The organism is Novosphingobium sp. CECT 9465 (assembly GCF_920987055.1).
In the GTDB taxonomy this organism is placed as follows: Bacteria; Pseudomonadota; Alphaproteobacteria; order Sphingomonadales; family Sphingomonadaceae; genus Novosphingobium.
Genome location: NZ_CAKLBX010000001.1, coordinates 250,260 through 264,298, shown reverse-complemented (window position 1 = coordinate 264,298; position 14,039 = coordinate 250,260). Strand labels below are relative to the sequence as shown.

Sequence of the window (14,039 nt, the reverse complement as noted above, 5' to 3'; positions counted from 1 at the left end):
TCAATGCTCCAGATTACAGCGCATTGTGATGGCAGCTCACCGGAATTGCCACTCGGCATGCTGAATTCGCAATGCCTCATGACCCGATTGCAACCGCACTGGATTGCCTTTGCCCGACCTTTTGTCAGCCATCGCGGCGGTGGCGCCTTTGAAACCGTCCATTTCAAAAGGCATGCAGGCCTATCGCGGAACCTTTCCTGAATGGCGTGACGGCTGAGACTCTCGCCCTGTAAAGTAAACTTGGGGTCGAATTGCAGGCGCTATTTTGGGCATTCTCATCTGCTCGATGCCACCGCACGTCACCAGCGCAGCAAACGCGGTCCGATTGTGCGCCCTACGACGCCACCCAGCACGACCGGCGCCGCATGCCAGACGCCAAGGTGGGAAATGGTATCCTGCGGGCACGTCAACCCGAACGCGAAGGTGCCAAGCGCGGTTGCAGCAACGCCGAGATGCAGGCCGGCTGTTGGCAGAGAAACCGGAGCGCCGCGCCGCAACCAGAAAATCAGTGCACCCGCAATCAGCAGCGATGCCATCGTCGCTTCGGCAAAGCAGCGCCAACCGTGGACAAGATCGGGCAGCTTTGGCCAGCTTGTGAAATGCAGCACCAGCATGGCGATGGCCGATGCGGGGAAAACAGCTGTCGCGATCATGGCCCAGCGCGGTCCTTCATGACGGGCACCAACGCGCGGCAAGGCCATCGTGACCGTACTGACGCTGGCGGCAAGCCCAAGCACCAGCAACAGCCCGTTGGCCAGAAGGAACGGCGCGGAAATCCTGCCTTCCAGAATATCGTCGTTCAATCCGTTAAGGGCGACGACGATGGTCCCGGTCAGCACCGCTGCGATACATACGAGAATGCCGCCATCGGACTGGCGCAGCGATCTTACCGGGGCGAGATCATCGACCAGCGAGTCGATCAGGCTGCTGCTGTCCTTGTTCATGCCAGTGTCCATATCAGTCGGCTTTCTCGATCAGCGCGGCCAGTTTCCTGAGGCCGCGATGAATGTTTGTCTTGATCGAAGGTTCGCTCTGCCCGCAACGCGTGGCGGCTTCGCTGATGGTATGGCCTTCGATTTTCACCAGTTCTATGGCCTGGGCCTGCGCATTTGAAAGCTGGCAGAACAGCCGGTCGAGGCTGATGCGGGCAAGAACGGCGTCACCATGGCTTTCCTGCGGAAAGTCATCATCCCCCAGCGCCACATCCTCGCGCTTGTACGCGCGGCGCAAGTAGTCAACCCAGCGATAGCGCGCAATCGCGGCAAGCCATGGCAGGAACGGACGCGCCGGATCATAAGTGCCGCGTTTGCTGTGAAGCGCGACCAGCACATCCTGCACCAGATCGTCGACCTGCCCCGGCGGGACCTTGCGCGAAAGATAGCGGCGTAGCCAGCGCCGCGCCTCGACCAGCAGCACACCGTAAGCCTGCCGGTCGCCGCCTTGCGCCGCCGCCATCAACCGGGCCAGGGTCTGCTCGTCCGCGATCATCTGGCCAGCATCCTGCCACTTGCGGTGTCGAGCGAGAAGAGGCCGCCACCGCGCACGATCAGGACAAGGCACAGCGCCGTCCAGATGCTGTGAACGCTCCACCATGCTTCTGGAAAGACAAATAACTGGATCACCATGGTCATCCCCAGCAGCGCCAGCGCTGAGGCTCGCGTGGCAAGCCCCAGCACCAGCAAAACCGGAAACAGGTGTTCGGACCAGGTCGCCAGCGGTGCCGCCAGATCGGGCGGCAATGGCACACCGGTATATTCCTCGGCGAAGAGGAAGTGGGTCGCATCGCTGATTTCGAGCCAGCTTCCTTCGACAACCTTGCTGCGGCCAGAACGCCAGAATATCCCCGCAAGGCTGATCCGCACGAACAGCAGGACGAACGCTTCGGGCACACGCCCGGAAAGCCGGGCGATCATCCGGTCATGAATGGCAACGAAACCGCGCATGATGGTGCCTTCCGTCCGATCAGCGGTTCACCGGGGCCAGTGCGCCGGGGCCGCGTGGCGTTTGCGTTTTTATGCAGGTGCCCTTGGGCACCAGCTTCCACGCATCCCCCTGATAGTCGCGGGTCGACGTGCCGGCACAACTGGTGCCCGGCCCGGCGGCGCAATCGTTCTTGCCTGCCTTGGCTACGCCATAACATTTTTCCATAGGCTCCTTGGCTGCATGGGCGGGGACCGCCAACAGGCTGACGGCCAGACCGGCCGACATGGCGATGGCGGCAACGCGGATGGCTGCTGTCTCAGTCATTGTCGATTTCCTTTCTTGCGGATTGCGACACATCATGTGCTGCTACCTGCCGGGTTCGGGGGAAAGGCCGTGAAAGTTACAGCGGCGGAAAAATTCCGTGAAAGGCAAAAAATTTCGGGGTGATGTAACTTTCCTTGCTGCCTCGACGAATTGCCGATTGCCCACACGGCAAGATCATTCGCTTGAAAGGACACACTTCCATGACGACGCTTCGCAAGACCGCCGGAATCGCCTCCGCAGCCGCCGCGCTCGCCCTTTCCGCTGCAACCGCGTTTGCCGCCAATGCGCCCGCAGGCAGCAGCGGCACCGCCCTTGGCAAGGACGATACCGTTCACTGCTATGGCATCCACAGTTGCAAGGGCAACTCCGATTGCAAGACCACCATGCACGAATGCAAGGGCATGAACAGCTGCAAAGGCCACGGTTTCAAGGCCATGGCAGCGGGGCAATGCCTGACGCGCGGCGGCACCATCGGCGACATCGGCTGATTTCAATTCGGGTCGGCTCTGCAGGGGCCGGCCCGCTTCCATGGAGCTTTGCATGAACGGCATTCCTGCGTTCCACGGTTTTGGTCTCGGCCTTCGCCGCGAACACTACGCGGATTTCACCGCAGGGACCGCGCAGGTCGATTTCGTCGAGATCATCTCGGAGAATTACATGGTCGATGGCGGGCGCCCGCTGGCGGTGCTCGATGCCGTGCGCAGGAACTATCCGGTCGCCATGCACGGTGTATCGCTGTCGGTGGGATCGGCGCAGGGGCTGGACCGGGAATACCTGCGCAAGCTGAAACTGCTGGCAGACCGGATCGAGCCGCTGTGGATTTCGGATCATCTGTGCTGGACCCGGACCAGCGCGCACAACAGCCATGATCTGCTGCCGCTGCCCTACACCGTCGAAGCGCTCGACATCGTGTGCGCGAACCTGACGCTGGCGCAGGATGTGCTGGGGCGGCCGCTTTTGCTTGAAAACCCGTCCAGCTATTGCAGTTTCCCTGATGATGACATGGCAGAATGGGAATTTCTGTCGACGGTATCCCGCCGCACCGGCTGCCATTTGCTGCTCGACATCAACAACGTGTTCGTCAGCGCGCATAACCACGGTTACGCGGCGCAGGACTTCCTCGGCGGAATCCCGATGGACGCGGTTCGCCAGATCCATCTGGCCGGGCACACCCCTGGCGAAATCCTGATCGATACGCATGACCGCCCCGTTTGCGACGATGTCTGGTCGCTGTTTGCGCAGGCAATATCCATGGCCGGTCCGGTGGCTACGATGATCGAGCGGGACGATGCCATTCCCCCCTTGCCGGAACTGCTGGCCGAACTGGAAACGGCGCGCAAAATTGCCGCCGGGGCGCAACGGTGGGCCGCATGAGCCTTGCCGCGCTCCAGCAGGAATTCATGGCACAGGTGTTCGACGAGACGCACCCCCTGCCTTCGGGCTGGAACGCGCGCATGGACGCCGGGCTTGCGATCTACCGCGGCGCCTATCGCGCACGGCTGATCGATGCCCTGCGCGATACCTTTCCGAAGACGGCGCTGTGGGTGGGCGGCGATGCCTTTGAGCAAGCCGCTGCCCATCATCTGATTCAGCATCCACCGGCAGGCTGGACGCTTGATCTTGCGGGCGCGAACTTTGCCGAAACGCTGGTGAACCTGTTCGCGGGCGACCCCGAAGTGCCGGAACTGGCTTGGCTGGAATGGTCGATGCACCTCGCCTTCACCGCACCCGATACCGATCCGATCGATGCCGCCGGATTTGCAGCCGCGACGCGTGAATTCAGCGAAGAGGACTGGGCGGGAATGCAGGTTGAACTGGTGCCATCACTCCACTGCCGCAAAGTTGGCCATGATTGCGGTGCCTTGTGGACAGCTCTGGCCGAAAGCGCACCGCCTGCTTCGTCGCCCACCCTTCCAAAGCCGCAGGGCTGCCTTGTGTGGCGCGAAGGCTTTACGCCCGTATTCAGGTTGACGTCTGGCGATGAACTGCAATGCCTCACCGTACTTAGGGATGGGGCCAGCTTTGACGAAATGTGCAACTGGCTGGCAACGCAGTCATCCCCGGAAGAGGGGGTGCAGCAGGCGGGTATGATGCTGGGCAACTGGCTTTCCCTTGGCCTTGTCCAAGCGGTCACGACGCAACATCGTGCGATTGAATCCGCCCCGGACTGAAAGGCCATTGTCGTGGCGCTTTCGGGATTGGCTCAGAGCATCGCGCGTTGAAGCACGGTTACCGATCCGGGCGGTGGAACAAGGTCTGCAATGCTCTGGAAGTCGGCGGACGTAGCGGCTGCACGGACGCAGGCTATAGGCCCACCGTGACTTATCACGACAATGCAGCCTCGGCGCGGCAGGGATGCAAGCGCGATGCCAGCACGATCCATCAGTTGCCGTGTCGTCTCACCCGTGTTTCCGGGACGAAACGTATCGGGTGCGTCGATCATCCCGTCCATCGCATTGCCGGTTGCACGGTAGATGGCATTCCAGCTTTGCCCCTCCCACGATCCGAAATCGCGTTCACGCCAGAGCGGATCGGCAAGCGGCACGACCCCGACTTTCGCACTGAGCGGCTGCGCAATCGCGCGTGTGCGCTGCATATCGCTGTGGATGATGACATCCGGGGCCAGTGCCGCCAATTGATCGACCAGTGGTGCCACCATCGCCTGCCCCGCACGTGACAGCCCCGGATCGCTCTGGCCATAACAACGCTTCTGCCACGCCAGCACAACCGGCGGGTGGCGGACGAGGATCAGGGCGCTGGCCATTGCGCACTCGCACAGAGCAAGACGATGAGTTGCCCTGCATATACAGCAAAGCCGAGGCAATCGCCGGTCACGCCGCCCAGATGGCGCATCAGCGCTTGCCGGAACCACAGCAGGAACAACAGCGCGCAGCCGGTTCCCGCCAGCATCCCGCCCGGCGCGACCATGGCCAGGGGTGTAACGAACGGCAGCGCCAGCAGGGTTGCGCCGCCAAGGATCGCCAGGCCGGGGCGCTGGCCAATGTCCTTGGCCAGACTGCCCGTCTGATCGAGCGGCGGCACGATGACCATCGCCACGACCGCCATCCAACGGCCGAATGCGGCGGATGCGACCAGCGCTGGCAGGAGCAAGGCTGCCGGAAGCGCAATCAGCAGGGCCGCGCGCAGGCCCACCGCCAGCATCAGGCCCAGCGCGCCATACGTGCCGATGCGGCTGTCCTTCATGATCTCGCGGATACGCTCCGCCGTCATCCCGCCACCGAAGCCATCGCAAAAGTCGGCCACGGCATCTTCGTGGAATGCGCCGGTCAACCGGGCCTCCACGATCAGCATCAGCACCACCGCGATCACGCGCGGCCACAGCATCCCTGCGCCCCACAGCACCAGCGCGCCAATGCCGCCGATCAACCCGCCCACCAGCGGAAACCAAAGGACTGAGCGGCGCAGACCCGCCTTCAGTTGTGCCTTGTCGAGAGGCGGGACCGCGGCGGTGACGGGCAGGCGCGTGAGGAACTGGATAGCCAGCAGCAGGGGCAGCAGCACCGCGCTGCAGATTTTGGCCAGCATCATGGCCCCAGCACTTCATCAAGCGTCGCGACATCGCACAGCAGCGCGGCAGCACTGTCCAGCAGCGGCAGGGCGGTCAGCGCGCCGGTGCCTTCGCCCAGCCGCATCTGCCAATCAAGTATCGGGGTGAGGCCAAGCTGGGCAAGGGCCGCGCCATGCCCCGGTTCTGCCGAGCGATGGCCCGCAATCATGGAACGGGCCGTACCGGGCGCGAGTTTTTCGGCAATCAGCGCGGCGGCGGTGGTTACATAACCATCAAGCAACAGCACCGCGCCCGCCGCAGCGCCCGCAGCGTAGAATCCCGCCATGGCCACGATCTCGAACCCGGCGATGGCGGCCAGCGCCGCCTTGTCACGCGCGCTGCCAATCCGGGCGACCGCCTGTTCCACGATCGCGCGCTTGTGCGCCCGCATCGCCGGGTCCGCGCCCGCGCCGCTGCCCGTCGCGGTATCGGCATCCACGCCGGTCAGGGCATGGGTGAGGCAGGCAGACGCGGTGGTATTGCCGATGCCCATCTCGCCCGCGATCAGCACACGGAACCCCGCAGCCACTGCCGCCTTCGCCTCGTCCGCACCGAGCTCCCATGCGGCATCGAAGTGTGCGGCATCCATCGCCGGGCCATTGGCAAGATCGGCGGTGCCGGGTGCAACCGGGGCAGAACGGTAGTGCGCCGGATAAGGGCCGGCAGGCGGCTGCGCCACACCGGCATCGACCACCCGCACATCCACGCCATGCACAGCGGCCAGCGCCGTGCTGGTGGCGCGGCCAGACAGGATCGTGGCCAGCATCGCCGTCGTCACCGCCTGCGGCCACGGCGTGACGCCTTGCGCGACCACGCCGTGATCGGCGGCGAAGAGCACCAGTCGGCGCGGACGGCTAAGCGGGGTACATGTACCCTGAGCCACTGCCAGTTGCACCGCCAGCGCTTCAAGCTGTCCCAGACTGCCGGGCGGCTTGGCCAGACTATCGAGGCGGGCCTCCACAAGGGCCGGGGTGATGGTCATCGGATGAATCTCGTCTGATCGGCGGGGAGGCGGTCTTGCCAGTGGCACCGGACCAGTTCCGGGGTTTCGCTATCCTGGGCCGGATAGCCAAGGCACAGCATGGCGACGAAGCGCCAGTCTTCAGGCACGGCGAGCATGCCGTTCACCGCCGCCGGATCGACAATCGACACCCAGCCCATGCCGACGCCGATTGCGCGCGCCGAAAGCCACAGGGTGTGGATTGCCATGACCACCGAATAGGCCAGCGTTTCCGGCATGGTCTGGCGGCCAAGGCCGCGCCCCGCTTTCGGGTCCAGTTCGCAGAACACCGCGAGATGTTCGGGCGCTTCGCGCAACCCATGCAGCTTCAGCGCATCGTAGGCGGCACGGGCTTCATCCTGATAGATCGCGGCAGCGCGCTGGTTTTCCGCTTCGACGTGGGTGATGATCGCATTGCGCCGTTCCGCCGATACTACCCGTACAAAGCGCCAAGGCTGGCTGTTGCCGACCGATGGCGCGAGGCAGGCGCGGTCAAGCAGATGATCGAGCGTTCCGTCCGGCAGAGGCGTTGCGTTGAAATGGCGCACGTCGCGCCGCCATGCCAGCAACGTATCGAGATCATCGGCGAAGGCGGGCGAAAAGACCGGGCTGGTCATGCCGCCTGCCCCGCAATCGCGAGCAGACGATCCACCGCGACATACCTGTCAAGCGCCGCAGCCAGGTCATCGAGCGCGGCATCCACCGCCGCATCCTGATCGACGCCGTTGGATAGACCATCGATCCAGCCGCGCCGCTGCGCTGCCAGATCGAACAGGCCGTGGATATAGCAGCCGGCCACGCGGCCATCGACGCTGATCGCGCCCTCATCACGCCCATCGGCCATGCGCAGCAGCGGGCGGGTATTGCCGTTAGTGGAACAGGTGGTGGTCCCGGCGTGGATTTCATAGCCCCGAAACGGTGCATTATCGCCGATGCTGACCCCAGCTGCTTCGCGCAAGGTCTTGTCCACCTGCATTACGGTATCGAGCGGCAACAGCCCCAGACCTGGCACCGTTTCGGGCGCGCCTTCGATCCCTTCAGGATCGGCTATGGTGCGGCCCAGCATCTGGTAGCCGCCGCAAATGCCCAGCACCCGCCCGCCGCGCCGGACATGAGCGGCAATATCGATGTCCCAGCCCTGCGCGCGCAGAAACCCCAGATCGGCAATCGTCGCCTTGGTGCCGGGAATGATGATGAGCGAGGCGGTGGCGGGGATGGGTGTGCCGGGTGGCACCATCGTGAGGCGAACGCCAGGTTCATTGGCCAGCGGATCGAAATCATCGAAATTGGCGATGCGCGACAGCATCGGCACCGCGATTTCCATCACGCCGCCGCCCATGGCATCGGGCGTTTGCAATGTTACCGCGTCTTCGGCCGGAAGCGCCCGCGCGGCGGCGATCCACGGGACCACGCCCAGCCCTTCCCAGCCGGTCCGCTGCGCAATCGCGGCATAGCCATCATCGAACAGCGCCACATCACCGCGAAACTTGTTGATCAGGAAGCCCCGGATCATTGCGGAATCTTCAGGGTCGATAACCGCCCTGGTGCCGACGATAGAGGCGATCACGCCGCCGCGATCAATATCGCCGACCAGCACCACCGGCACGTTGGCCGCGCGGGCAAAGCCCATGTTGGCGATGTCGCCTGCGCGCAAGTTGATCTCTGCCGGGCTGCCCGCGCCTTCGACCACGACGATATCGGCCTGCGCGCGCAAGCGGCGGTAGGACGCCATGACCGCTTCCAGCAGTTCGCCCTTGCGGCTGCGGTAATATTCCGCGCCCAACGTACCGCGCACTTTGCCATGCACCACCACTTGCGCGCTGCGATCAGACTGCGGCTTGAGCAGCACCGGGTTCATATCGACAGACAGGGGCGCGCGGCAGGCAAGCGCCTGCAAGGCCTGCGCCCGGCCGATCTCTCCGCCATCGGCAGTGACGGCGGCGTTGTTCGACATGTTCTGCGGCTTGAACGGCAGCACGCTCAACCCGCGATTGGCCAGCAACCGGCACAGGCCCGCCACCAGCACCGATTTGCCGACGTCAGAGCCGGTCCCCTGCAACATTACAGCAGCCACGCGATGCCTCCGACAGACAGCCATAGCAGGACGCAGGCGCGGCGATAGACCGCCATGGCCCGGTTCAGTTCGGCAACACCCGGTGCAGGCCCCTCACCCAGCGACTGGCGCGCGATCCATTCGCCGTCATAGGCGGCGCCGCCGCCCAGCCTGACGCCCAGCGCCCCGGCCATCGCGCTTTCGGGCCAGCCGGCGTTGGGGGAAAGGTGATTGCCGGAATCGCGCCACATGGTCCGCCAGCCCTTTCCCGCACAAAGGCAGATCAAGGCCCCGGCAAGGCGTGCGGGCAGCCAGTTGAGCGCATCGTCCAGCCGCGCCGAGGCCCAGCCGAACTGGCGATAGCGGGCATCACAATGGCCGATCATGCTGTCTGCCGTGGAGACGCACTTGAACACGAACAGACCGGGCAGACCCAGCAACAGGAACCAGAAAGCGGGGGCGACGATGCCATCGCAGAAGCTTTCCGCAAGGGTTTCAGTGGCGGCGGCGGCGATGCCAGAGGCGTCCAGTACGGCGGTATCGCGCCCGACGATGCCGGACAGCGCAATACGTGCTGCTTCAAGATCGCCCGCCGCCAAAGGCCGGATCACGGCGGCAACATGATCGTGCAGGCTGCGCTGGGCAAGGCCGGTGGTGGCGATCAGGATAATGGCGACGGTGCCAGTCCAGCCGCTGGCCAACCCTTCGCTGGCCACCCATTCGATGGCCAGCCCTGCCGCACTGCCCGTAACCACCAGCACAATCGCGGCGACCACACCGGCCGCGCGGGCGCGAAGACCATGGTTCCAGCGCCGGTCCATGCCTGCGATCAATCGCCCCGCCCACATCACCGGATGGCCTATGCGCACCAGCAGCCATGCCGGATAGCCCAGCGCTGCCTCGACGATCAGCACCGCCAGCAATTGTTCGGGGCGATCTGCGATCATGCCACCCGCGCCATCGCCGCGATAACCGGTGCGCCGGTTTCATCCTGCCCGATGTGAACCCGCACACCATAGGCGGCCTCAAGCACGGCAGGGGTCAACACATCGGCAGCAGGGCCGGATGCCAGGATGGCGCCTTCCTTCATCACGATCAGGTGATCGGCGATCCGCGCTGCCTGCGTCAGATCATGCAATACCAGCACCACGCCCGCGCCAGCCGTTGCCGCCGCGCGGAAGCAGGCCATGGCATCCAGCTGGTGCGCCGGATCAAGATTGGCCAGCGGTTCATCGGCCAGCACCCAGTCCGGCTTGCCCGCCAACACGCGCGCCAGCAGAACGCGCGCCTGTTCCCCGCCCGAAAGCCGCTGCGCCTTGCGGCTGGCAAAGCCGGTGCAATCGGTCTGCGCCATGGCATCATCGATGGCCGCTTCGTCCGCGGCACTGCGGCCCCAGCGGCCATGATGCGGCAGGCGGCCCAGCGCGACCAGCGCCCGGACATTGATGTCCCAGTGAATGTCCGCCTGTTGCGGCAGCAGGCCGATCCGGCGCGCGCGCTCCATCGCCGGGATGGCGAGCAACGGCTTGCGGTCCAGCATCACCGCCCCGCTATCGGGTACGCGCAGGGCGGCCAGGCACGACAGCAGCGTGCTTTTGCCCGCCCCGTTCGCACCAAGGATGACCGTGACGCCGGCGGGTGAGAATTCCCCGGTTACATCGCGCAGCACCGGACGGCTGCGCAGGGTGAGCGAGAGATGTTCGAATCGCAGGGCCATCACGCCACCTCCCGGCGCATCTTGAACAACAGCATCATGAAGAACGGTGTGCCAAGGCAGGCCATCGCAATGCCCAGCCGCACTTCCGAAGTGGAAGGCAGTATCCGCACCAGACAATCGGCCAGCACAACCAGCAAGGCCCCCGTCAACGCCGAGGGGATAAGCAAAGCCGACGGTTCATGCCCGACCAGCGGGCGTACCAGATGCGGCACGACCAGTCCGACGAAGCCGATGATCCCGGCCACCGCCACCGAACTGCCGACGGTCAACCCCACACCGATCACGATCAGCCATTGCAGCCGTGCCATGTTGACGCCCATCGAGCGGGCCGCAGCATCGCCGAGCGTCAGCGCATCAAGATACCGCGCCGCCCACAGCAGCGCGCCCATGCCGACGAGCGACACCGGCAGGGCAATCCGCACATCATCCCAGCTGCGATCCATCAGCGCGCCCATCAGCCAGGTGACGATCTCGGACGAGGCAAAGGGCGTGGGGGCAAGGCTGATCAGCAGGCTGGTCAACGCTCCGGTCAGGCTTGACAGGATCACGCCCGACAGGGTGAACAGGATCAGGCTGCCCGACCGGCCCGCCAGTATTGCCAGTGCCGCCATGCCAAGGCCCGCACCTGTCAGCGCAAAGATCGGCAGCAGCCACGCCGATATGGCAAAGCCGAAATAGAGCGAAACGACAGCCCCCAGCGCCGCGCTGGACGATACGCCGAACAGGCCGGGATCGGCCAGCGGATTGCGCAGGTATCCCTGCATCGCCGCACCCGCCATGCAAAGGCTGGCCCCCACGATGGCGCCGACAAATGCGCGCGGGAGGCGCAGTTCCATCACGATCAGCGATTGCAGATCACCGGCCAGCCAATGATCGAACGGCACCCATGTCCGCCCGGCCATCAGTGATACCAGCATGGTCAGCAGCACGGCGGCCAGTAGTCCGAGATTCAGCTTCATCGCGATGCTCTCCATGCGCGGCGCACCGCTGCCAGCCGTTCGACCGAGCGCACGATCACAGGCCCGCCGCAATGAAGCAGGTTGGACGGATAGTCCGCGACCGTGATCTGCTTTCCCGCCTTTACCAGTGCGGGGTGAGTGAGCATCCGGTTCCCGTCACCACTGCCTGCGCCCATATCGGCCCGCCCGGCCAGCAACACGGCGGGGGGATGGTCCAGCAATCCTTCCAGCGGCAGGATGTCCCATTTACTGAGGTTCATCGGCCCGCTCATGTTGCGGAATCCGGTGTGCGTCATCAGTTCGTCGGCCAGTGTGCCCTTGCCCGGCACCAGTCCGCTGCCCTGCCAGATCAGCGCATCGATGGGGGCCGCGCGCCAGCGGCTGGCCGCCATCGCCGCATCGATCCGCGAATTGAGCGCCACGCCCTGGGGGCCGCGTCCGATCCTTGCGGCAATCTGTGAAATCTGTACCTGATTTTCAGCGACGCTTTCGGGCACGGTCAATTGCATCAGCGGAATGCCCAGCCGTTTGAGCGCGGCAATCGTCTGGATCGAAACGTGCGGCCCCGCGATCACCAGATCGGGCGCGGCACCGATCACGTCCTCTGCCGAACCCGACACCGCCCGATAGCGCAATGCGCGCTCCAGCGGGATCGACGTGGCGCGGGGATCCTGCGAATAATGGCTGATCGCGGCGATCTGTGCAGGATCGGCTATTTCCATAAGCACGGCATCGACACAGGGGTTCATCGAAACGATCCGCCGGGGTTGTCCGCCTGTTTCAGGCGCGGCACGGCCCCCTGCACTGCCACATCCGGCCAGCAGCAACGCCAGCGCAAGGAGCACGGCGGGCGTGAACAGGGCGGGACGGCGGATCAATATTCGACGCCCTTCTGCGCCTTGAACCCGGCTTTGAACGGATGCTTCACTTCCTGAAATTCCGTCACCAGATCGGCAATCTCGATCAGTTCCGGCTTCGCATTGCGCCCGGTGATGCAGATGTGCTTTTCCAGCGGACGGTTCTTCAGAAACTCCACGATTTCAGCAATCGGCAGGGTATCATCGCGCAACACGATGTTGAGTTCATCAAGGATGATGAAATCATAGGCCGGATCGAGGATCAGCGCTTTCGAGCGTTCCCACGCCGCGCGGGCCGCCGCAATATCGCGGGCGCGGTCCTGCGTGTCCCAGGTGAAGCCGTTGCCCATCACATCGAAAGTCAGCAGATCGGGATTGGCGGCGAAGAACGCCTTTTCGCCGGTATCCCAGCTGCCCTTCACATATTGCAATATGCCCACCTTCATCCCCCAGCCGATGCTGCGGATGGCCATGCCGAAGGCGGAGGACGACTTGCCCTTGCCGTTGCCGGTGTGGACGATCAGCAGCCCGCGCTCGATGGTCTTGCGCGCCTGGATTTTGTCACGCGCGACCTTCAGCTTCTTCATGCGTTCGTTGTGGCGGTTGTGGCCACTATCGTCCGTAATGCTGTGTTCCGTCATACAGATGAACTCCATGCTTTCAGGGCAGTATCCAGCCTTGCCCAATCCGCGTCCGTGCCGGGAATGCCCAGCCGCAGTTGATCCGGCCTGTCCTTAAAGGGGCGCACCAGTATTCCGCTATGGCAAAGATGGACAAACAGATCGGATGAATCAGGGGCGTGGCCCGGTATCCGGCATAATCTGAAATTGGCCGTGCCGCCCGCGTCTTGCAGTCCATGATCCTGCAACAGCGCAACCAGCCGCGCACTGCCTTGCGCCAGTCGGTGCCGCTGCAATCCGTGCCATGCGCTGTCGCAATAGGCGGCGGTGCCGATTGCGATTGCCGGGCCGGAAACAGGCCAGTCACCCAGTAGCCTGCGAAGATCGCGGATCACCGGCTTGTTGGCGATGACGAAGCCCAGCCGTACACCGGCCAGACCAAAGAACTTGCCGAATGAGCGCAGCACGATCGCACCGTTGCGGTCTGGCAGAATGCTGACTTCCGGCATGGCGTCGGCAAAGGCTTCATCCACTATACGGATGTTGTGCAATTGCCGGATCTCCCGCGCTTCAGTCACCACGCCATCGGGATTGTTCGGATTGGCGCAGATCATCAGACCGGCATTGCGAGCGTTTTCGAAAGACAGCACCCGCGCATCCGGCCACGCCGCCCGATAACCTGCATAGCCCTGCCCGATGATCGCGACATCTTCTGCCCGCAACACCTGCGCGAGCAGGCGGATGGCGATGTCGCTGCCGGGCACAGCAGCAATCTGTGCGGCATCGTTCAGGCCGAACGCGCGCGCAGCGGCCAGTTCCAGCTGTTCCAGCGCAGCCGGCGAAGGCAGCGTCTGCCATACTTTTGGCCCCAGCACCGGCACAGGCCAGGCCCAGGGGCTTATGCCGGTTGACAGGTCCAGCCAGGGGCGGGGCGCAGCCGGGTAAAGCTGCGCCGCCGCCGCTGTCTGGCCGCCGTGCCACATCAATGCGGTATGTGGGTCCACGGCGTTATTCTCCC

Annotated in this window: 19 protein-coding genes; 3 read left to right on the top strand and 16 right to left on the bottom strand. The window is 64.3% G+C overall.

Going from position 1 to position 14,039, the window contains the following annotated elements:
* Window positions 1–36: 36 nt before the first annotated feature.
* From LUA85_RS01280 to LUA85_RS01260, 5 genes are all read right to left on the bottom strand, one after another.
* The gene (locus LUA85_RS01280; RefSeq protein ID WP_231466530.1) at window positions 37–174 is read right to left on the bottom strand and encodes a hypothetical protein; all 138 of its coding nucleotides are present in this window, start codon (window positions 172–174) and stop codon (window positions 37–39) included.
* A gap of 125 nt (window positions 175–299) precedes the next feature.
* A complete protein-coding gene (locus LUA85_RS01275; RefSeq protein WP_231466529.1) occupies window positions 300–944 on the bottom strand; it encodes an NrsF family protein in 645 nt (214 codons plus the stop codon).
* Window positions 945–957: 13 nt separating this feature from the next.
* On the bottom strand, window positions 958–1,488 hold the full coding sequence (locus LUA85_RS01270; protein WP_231466528.1) for a sigma-70 family RNA polymerase sigma factor: 531 nt from the start codon (window positions 1,486–1,488) through the stop codon (window positions 958–960).
* Window positions 1,485–1,943 carry a DoxX family protein gene (locus tag LUA85_RS01265; protein WP_231466527.1) on the bottom strand — a complete coding sequence of 153 codons (459 nt, stop codon included), beginning with the start codon at window positions 1,941–1,943 and terminating at the stop codon, window positions 1,485–1,487. The genes LUA85_RS01270 and LUA85_RS01265 overlap by 4 nt, the downstream gene beginning before the upstream one ends.
* Before the next feature lie 19 nt (window positions 1,944–1,962).
* A complete protein-coding gene (locus LUA85_RS01260) occupies window positions 1,963–2,247 on the bottom strand; it encodes a DUF2282 domain-containing protein (RefSeq protein WP_231466526.1) in 285 nt (94 codons plus the stop codon).
* A 200-nt stretch (window positions 2,248–2,447) separates the two neighbouring features.
* On the opposite strand from LUA85_RS01260, the gene LUA85_RS01255 reads away from it, so the two are divergent.
* Genes LUA85_RS01255 through LUA85_RS01245 form a run of 3 tightly spaced genes read left to right on the top strand, consistent with a single transcriptional unit; the run spans window position 2,448 to window position 4,418 of the window.
* On the top strand, window positions 2,448–2,735 hold the full coding sequence (locus LUA85_RS01255; RefSeq protein ID WP_231466525.1) for a hypothetical protein: 288 nt from the start codon (window positions 2,448–2,450) through the stop codon (window positions 2,733–2,735).
* Between the two features lie 52 nt (window positions 2,736–2,787).
* The gene (locus LUA85_RS01250) at window positions 2,788–3,621 is read left to right on the top strand and encodes a DUF692 domain-containing protein (protein ID WP_231466524.1); all 834 of its coding nucleotides are present in this window, start codon (window positions 2,788–2,790) and stop codon (window positions 3,619–3,621) included.
* A complete protein-coding gene (locus tag LUA85_RS01245) occupies window positions 3,618–4,418 on the top strand; it encodes a DNA-binding domain-containing protein (protein ID WP_231466523.1) in 801 nt (266 codons plus the stop codon). The genes LUA85_RS01250 and LUA85_RS01245 overlap by 4 nt, the downstream gene beginning before the upstream one ends.
* Window positions 4,419–4,450: 32 nt before the next feature.
* On the opposite strand, the gene LUA85_RS01240 is transcribed toward LUA85_RS01245, so the two are convergent.
* Genes LUA85_RS01240 through LUA85_RS01190 form a run of 11 tightly spaced genes read right to left on the bottom strand, consistent with a single transcriptional unit; the run spans window position 4,451 to window position 14,025 of the window.
* Window positions 4,451–5,011, bottom strand: coding sequence for a histidine phosphatase family protein (locus LUA85_RS01240; RefSeq protein ID WP_231466522.1), 561 nt, complete (start codon window positions 5,009–5,011; stop codon window positions 4,451–4,453).
* Window positions 4,996–5,796 carry an adenosylcobinamide-GDP ribazoletransferase gene (locus tag LUA85_RS01235; protein WP_231466521.1) on the bottom strand — a complete coding sequence of 267 codons (801 nt, stop codon included), beginning with the start codon at window positions 5,794–5,796 and terminating at the stop codon, window positions 4,996–4,998. The genes LUA85_RS01240 and LUA85_RS01235 overlap by 16 nt, the downstream gene beginning before the upstream one ends.
* The gene (gene cobT / locus LUA85_RS01230; protein WP_231466520.1) at window positions 5,793–6,797 is read right to left on the bottom strand and encodes a nicotinate-nucleotide--dimethylbenzimidazole phosphoribosyltransferase; all 1,005 of its coding nucleotides are present in this window, start codon (window positions 6,795–6,797) and stop codon (window positions 5,793–5,795) included. Before cobT ends, LUA85_RS01235 begins: the two co-directional genes overlap by 4 nt.
* Window positions 6,794–7,432 carry a 5,6-dimethylbenzimidazole synthase gene (bluB, locus tag LUA85_RS01225; RefSeq protein WP_231466519.1) on the bottom strand — a complete coding sequence of 213 codons (639 nt, stop codon included), beginning with the start codon at window positions 7,430–7,432 and terminating at the stop codon, window positions 6,794–6,796. The genes cobT and bluB overlap by 4 nt, the downstream gene beginning before the upstream one ends.
* Entirely contained in the window at window positions 7,429–8,889 is a 1,461-nt protein-coding gene (locus LUA85_RS01220) for a cobyric acid synthase (protein ID WP_231466518.1), read from the bottom strand. Before LUA85_RS01220 ends, bluB begins: the two co-directional genes overlap by 4 nt.
* Entirely contained in the window at window positions 8,877–9,815 is a 939-nt protein-coding gene (cbiB, locus tag LUA85_RS01215) for an adenosylcobinamide-phosphate synthase CbiB (protein ID WP_231466517.1), read from the bottom strand. Before cbiB ends, LUA85_RS01220 begins: the two co-directional genes overlap by 13 nt.
* Window positions 9,812–10,585 (bottom strand): ABC transporter ATP-binding protein, encoded by a 774-nt coding sequence (locus LUA85_RS01210; RefSeq protein WP_231466516.1) that lies wholly within the window; start codon window positions 10,583–10,585, stop codon window positions 9,812–9,814. Before LUA85_RS01210 ends, cbiB begins: the two co-directional genes overlap by 4 nt.
* Window positions 10,585–11,544 carry an iron ABC transporter permease gene (locus LUA85_RS01205; protein WP_231466515.1) on the bottom strand — a complete coding sequence of 320 codons (960 nt, stop codon included), beginning with the start codon at window positions 11,542–11,544 and terminating at the stop codon, window positions 10,585–10,587. Before LUA85_RS01205 ends, LUA85_RS01210 begins: the two co-directional genes overlap by 1 nt.
* On the bottom strand, window positions 11,541–12,422 hold the full coding sequence (locus tag LUA85_RS01200; protein ID WP_231466514.1) for an ABC transporter substrate-binding protein: 882 nt from the start codon (window positions 12,420–12,422) through the stop codon (window positions 11,541–11,543). Before LUA85_RS01200 ends, LUA85_RS01205 begins: the two co-directional genes overlap by 4 nt.
* Window positions 12,419–13,042, bottom strand: coding sequence for a cob(I)yrinic acid a,c-diamide adenosyltransferase (gene cobO, locus LUA85_RS01195; RefSeq protein WP_231466513.1), 624 nt, complete (start codon window positions 13,040–13,042; stop codon window positions 12,419–12,421). Before cobO ends, LUA85_RS01200 begins: the two co-directional genes overlap by 4 nt.
* The gene (locus tag LUA85_RS01190) at window positions 13,039–14,025 is read right to left on the bottom strand and encodes an aminotransferase class I/II-fold pyridoxal phosphate-dependent enzyme (protein ID WP_231466512.1); all 987 of its coding nucleotides are present in this window, start codon (window positions 14,023–14,025) and stop codon (window positions 13,039–13,041) included. The genes cobO and LUA85_RS01190 overlap by 4 nt, the downstream gene beginning before the upstream one ends.
* Window positions 14,026–14,039: the final 14 nt, after the last annotated feature.

Excerpts from the sequence above, each read along its gene's own strand:
- LUA85_RS01280 (WP_231466530.1), bottom strand. The coding sequence starts at position 174 with ATGCCTTTTGAAATGGACGGTTTCAAAGGCGCCACCGCCGCGATGGCT.
- LUA85_RS01275 (WP_231466529.1), bottom strand. The coding sequence starts at position 944 with ATGAACAAGGACAGCAGCAGCCTGATCGACTCGCTGGTCGATGATCTC.
- LUA85_RS01270 (WP_231466528.1), bottom strand. The coding sequence starts at position 1,488 with ATGATCGCGGACGAGCAGACCCTGGCCCGGTTGATGGCGGCGGCGCAA.
- LUA85_RS01265 (WP_231466527.1), bottom strand. The coding sequence starts at position 1,943 with ATGCGCGGTTTCGTTGCCATTCATGACCGGATGATCGCCCGGCTTTCC.
- LUA85_RS01260 (WP_231466526.1), bottom strand. The coding sequence starts at position 2,247 with ATGACTGAGACAGCAGCCATCCGCGTTGCCGCCATCGCCATGTCGGCC.
- LUA85_RS01255 (WP_231466525.1), top strand. The coding sequence starts at position 2,448 with ATGACGACGCTTCGCAAGACCGCCGGAATCGCCTCCGCAGCCGCCGCG.
- LUA85_RS01250 (WP_231466524.1), top strand. The coding sequence starts at position 2,788 with ATGAACGGCATTCCTGCGTTCCACGGTTTTGGTCTCGGCCTTCGCCGC.
- LUA85_RS01245 (WP_231466523.1), top strand. The coding sequence starts at position 3,618 with ATGAGCCTTGCCGCGCTCCAGCAGGAATTCATGGCACAGGTGTTCGAC.
- LUA85_RS01240 (WP_231466522.1), bottom strand. The coding sequence starts at position 5,011 with ATGGCCAGCGCCCTGATCCTCGTCCGCCACCCGCCGGTTGTGCTGGCG.
- LUA85_RS01235 (WP_231466521.1), bottom strand. The coding sequence starts at position 5,796 with ATGATGCTGGCCAAAATCTGCAGCGCGGTGCTGCTGCCCCTGCTGCTG.
- cobT (WP_231466520.1), bottom strand. The coding sequence starts at position 6,797 with ATGACCATCACCCCGGCCCTTGTGGAGGCCCGCCTCGATAGTCTGGCC.
- bluB (WP_231466519.1), bottom strand. The coding sequence starts at position 7,432 with ATGACCAGCCCGGTCTTTTCGCCCGCCTTCGCCGATGATCTCGATACG.
- cbiB (WP_231466517.1), bottom strand. The coding sequence starts at position 9,815 with ATGATCGCAGATCGCCCCGAACAATTGCTGGCGGTGCTGATCGTCGAG.
- LUA85_RS01210 (WP_231466516.1), bottom strand. The coding sequence starts at position 10,585 with ATGGCCCTGCGATTCGAACATCTCTCGCTCACCCTGCGCAGCCGTCCG.
- LUA85_RS01205 (WP_231466515.1), bottom strand. The coding sequence starts at position 11,544 with ATGAAGCTGAATCTCGGACTACTGGCCGCCGTGCTGCTGACCATGCTG.
- cobO (WP_231466513.1), bottom strand. The coding sequence starts at position 13,042 with ATGACGGAACACAGCATTACGGACGATAGTGGCCACAACCGCCACAAC.